Here is a 2814-nt window from a genome sequence, read left to right as displayed (position 1 = left end):
CGATTGCGGACATGATGTCAGCATATGCTGACGCCGACCGATTCGTCAACATGTGCTGACGAGGGGTGCTGCGACGCACGCTCACCAGCCGCGATCCGCGCGCGGCGGAGCGTGACCACCCAGCAGTGGCCCTCGGAGTGTCCGGACATGCCGAGAAGCGGTACGGTGAGCAGCCATCTCGCCCTCGGAGGAACCGGTGCGTTGTTCTCCGTTAGCTACCTGGAAGTCGGTTGGGCTGATGGCCGCCGTCGCGGTCGTCGCTGTCACCGTCGGGTGGGTCTGGCACAGTGCGCAAGCCACCGACGTCCCACCTTGGCGGGTATCCGAGGAGCAAGCTGCTGAACGATGCTTGGACAACTACGCCGAGTTGAGCCTGCCTGTGAAGGCCAAACCCGTCGAGCGAATCTTGCTTCGCAAGGAGGGCGGCTGGTTGCGTGTTCACGTTTCCGAACCGGACAACTGGATCCACGCGTGCGAGGGCGGACCAGCCGGAATGCAGCGAGGCTTCGGCTGCCTCATGGAGCAAGGCCCGCCAGACAAGCTGCGCTTCTTCGGCGGATACGATTCCGTGCTCAAGGCCCGTCTACTGCTTGGCCACTTGCCGACCGGCGCCACCAGCATCGAAGCTCGACTGGTCTCAGGGCAGACAATTCGCGGAGATCATGACGGCGACATCTTTGTCATCTGGGCACCCGGCGTCTCCGTCGAAGGCGCACAAGTGACCGCCACCGGCTCAGATGGAGTCATCATCGCCACGACCACCGCACCGAGCGAAACCGGCTGAAATGTCTGGCTCAACGGTGATGGTCGCTGTCGTCGGCCGGCCGACGATCAGGCGGTGGTACGGGCCGACCTGAACTGGGCGCCGCCGCCATCCGCTTCTGGCGATCCGCGCTACGCGGCGTCCACGAAGCGCTGACTCGGCCGGCATACGCACGTAGCCGAGATCAGTGCGCGTCACCGCCGTAGCCTGTCTGCGGAGGCGGCGGTTGGTGGTGGTCAACCCTGGACTCGACAGGTAGCAGCTATCCGGCCGAACAGTCCAAGATCCGCCCGTCGCTGGTGCCGATGAGTAGACGTCCCGGTCCGGCTACGGTCAGCGCGGTCGGTATGGCGGGCACCCCTGCAACGGTGAGTTGCCGGCACGAGCGCACGGTGCCGTCATGAAGGTCGAGTGCGACGATCTCACCATCGTCGTAGGCGACATACGCGGTTTCCGCGTCCGCGTCGAGGTCGGTGGCCTTCCGGTCGGTCCGGAAAACCCAGCGCGGCTCTCCACTGGCCACCTTGCGCCGTACTACGAACGAGCCGCCGGGCTGCAACCCGTGGCCGTGATACACGGTGCCGGCGTGGACGAGACTGCCGTCCGTGGTCTCCACGCCAGGGCCGGCGAAATGTGTCTCACCCGGCGTCCACGAGTACGGGAGCAGGCGACGGAACTCCCGCTCCGTCGGTTCACGCGGACGCCCGGCAATCGGCGGATCCTTCAGGTCGGCTGCGGCGAGCCAGGCTTCACTCGGTTCGGGCGTCCACTCGCGCTCACGGTCGATCTCCCGAAAATAGACCCGGCTGCCGCGCCGGATACGAAGCCTGCTGCGCTCCCCGACATGCCCGGAGGGTGCGACGGCCGGTAGACCGTCGGCACAGCGCACCAGAGACGCCGGGGCGGACAGGGTGAGTTGTTCGAGCTGCGCCCCGTCCTCGAGCGAGAGCCGGACCAGGGACTGAGGACGTTCCTCCCACTCGGGCCGCATCAAACTGACCCAGACCGATTGCTCATCGGTCGCGACGACGATGTCACGGCCGCCCTTGTCGTCCGGAACAGTCCACTGCCGATCCCCCGAGAGCAGCCAGGGCTCCGCCTGAGCACCGTCGAGCGTCGCCAAGATCCTGCCGTCGGGCAGTTCCTCGACCGCACGGACGTCATGCCGCGGATCCCAATCCGCGCTCAGGCTGAAGACTGCACGGCGGGCGTCCTCCCGGCTGTCAAAGCGAGGCGCGGCGACCCGCGGTCCGGCCAACTCGACCCCGGTGATCGACCTGGGTGGTACGACTCGCCAATCGCGTCGGCGCACCACCGCAACGTGTCCCTCAGCCCATGCATCTTTGTCCTGCCAGTCGTCAGGCGGCGCCATCAGCACGCGTAGTTCCTGGCCGGTGAGCCACTCCAGGGCGAGCACTTGACGGCCGAGCGGGTGCTCGATGAGTGACACCCCGGTACTTGTCTCCAGGTCCATCAGGAGCAGCTCGCCTTCGAAGAAGTAGCCGCCGTCGTAGCGGCCCGTGCCTATCACCAGCAGGGGAAACGTGGGGTGGAAGGCCATCGCGTGCACGGGGTAGCCCGAACGGGCAAGAGCGCGGCAACCCAGATCACCGACGTCGTAGACACCTACCGGTGCAGTACCGAACTCGTAGGTGCCCGCCACTGCCAGCAGGCCACGACTCTCCTCGGCGACGGCAAGGGCAGGCTCACCGACCTCGGCGAAGGGCCGATCACCGAGAACCCGGTCGATACGCAACGGACTGGTCACGCCAACGATCTTCTCACCAGCCGAGGACGCAACACTTTCAGGCACGTTCCGCTGATGGAGTCAGCTTCGGTTGCGCTTGGCCGAGCCGCGGCGTCCGGTGTACGTCACGCTGCGGCACTGCGGCTTCGCCGCGACCTGCGCGTCGGCCAAGGTCAGGTGCACGGATCTGCCGCGAGGTGCGCGGTCGATCATGCCCGCCGATGTCCGCTAATCCTCGAAGTTGAACTCGAAGGTGCCCGCCTCGATGCGGTCGATGAGTTGGCTGACATCGTCGGCTTGCCGG

At 66.4% G+C, this 2814-nt stretch carries 3 protein-coding genes; 2 read left to right on the top strand and 1 reads right to left on the bottom strand.

Annotation, left to right across the window (positions count from 1 at the left end; translation table 11 throughout):
* Nucleotides 1-238 precede the first annotated feature (238 nt).
* Complete coding sequence (locus KBX63_RS34770; protein WP_210918666.1) at nucleotides 239-784, top strand: hypothetical protein; 546 nt, start codon at nucleotides 239-241, stop codon at nucleotides 782-784.
* A gap of 241 nt (nucleotides 785-1025) precedes the next feature.
* On the opposite strand, the gene KBX63_RS34765 is transcribed toward KBX63_RS34770, so the two are convergent.
* The gene (locus tag KBX63_RS34765; protein WP_210918665.1) at nucleotides 1026-2576 is read right to left on the bottom strand and encodes a hypothetical protein; all 1551 of its coding nucleotides are present in this window, start codon (nucleotides 2574-2576) and stop codon (nucleotides 1026-1028) included.
* A gap of 9 nt (nucleotides 2577-2585) precedes the next feature.
* Here KBX63_RS34765 and KBX63_RS34760 point away from each other — a divergent pair.
* Nucleotides 2586-2814: hypothetical protein (locus tag KBX63_RS34760; protein ID WP_210918664.1), on the top strand; the 229-nt coding region annotated here is incomplete at its 3' end.

Source organism: Micromonospora sp. U21, assembly GCF_018070045.1.
Lineage (GTDB): Bacteria > Actinomycetota > Actinomycetes > Mycobacteriales > Micromonosporaceae > Micromonospora.
The sequence above is the reverse complement of the archived record's forward strand: the minus strand, read 5'-3'. Positions and strand labels throughout refer to the sequence as shown.

Bases quoted from the DNA above. Each gene is read 5' to 3' on its own strand.
- KBX63_RS34770 (WP_210918666.1), top strand. From the start codon at position 239: ATGGCCGCCGTCGCGGTCGTCGCTGTCACCGTCGGGTGGGTCTGGCAC.